Annotated in this window: 1 protein-coding gene; it reads right to left on the reverse strand. The window is 47.3% G+C overall.

The window, feature by feature from the left end; translation table 11 throughout:
* The coding region (locus R7Z49_RS24800; protein WP_318112345.1) for a sulfatase-like hydrolase/transferase at window positions 1–717 on the reverse strand (717 nt) is incomplete at its 3' end.
* Between the last annotated feature and the right edge of the window lie 11 nt (window positions 718–728).

The following is a 728-nucleotide window of genomic DNA, read 5'->3' on the forward strand; positions in this document are numbered from 1 at the left end:
TTTTGCTAAGTCGTTGGCTAAAGAGAAATCTTTCGTTGTGTCGTACAATTCCCATTTATCATCTTGTAGGTCTCTAAACTTGGTTGACCCCTCAGTTAAAGCCCAGTGAGTAACACGCGCTAGCCACCCTTCGTGATAGATGGCACGGTTACCTCCCAGTTCGAAATATTGAGGTTTGTGTCGTGTTTGTGCTTTTGTTTCCTTAAATGTATTAGTGAAGCTCACGCCTGCCATCGGGATTTGCTCAACACCATCGACTTCTTTTGGAACTGGTAAATTAGCGGCTTCTAGTACTGTCGGAGCAATATCTACAACATGAGACCATTGATCGCGCAAAGGCTGGCCTTTGTTATCGATTCCCGCAGGCCAACTCACGACCATACCATTTCGAGTGCCACCAAAGTCTGAAGACATTCCCTTCGTCCAAGTAAATGGAGAGTCACCCGCTACGGCCCAGCCTGAAGCGTAGTGTGGGAAGCTATCTGGCCCGCCTAGCTTATCGATGTTTTCTAGCACGCGGTTAGGATCTTCCGTGATGAGGTTATAGAACGCCAGTGAGTTGAAGCTACCGTTACGGTTGCCTTCTGCGCTCGCACCGTTATCGCCGACAATGTAGAAGATTAAGGTATTATCGAATTCACCATTTTTCTTGAGTGTGTCGATGACTCGACCGATCTCATGGTCAGTGTGTGCTAAGAAGCCTGCATAAACTTCCATTTGGCGTTCGA

This window comes from Vibrio sp. 1562 (assembly GCF_033340155.1).
Classification (GTDB): Bacteria; Pseudomonadota; Gammaproteobacteria; order Enterobacterales; family Vibrionaceae; genus Vibrio; species Vibrio alginolyticus.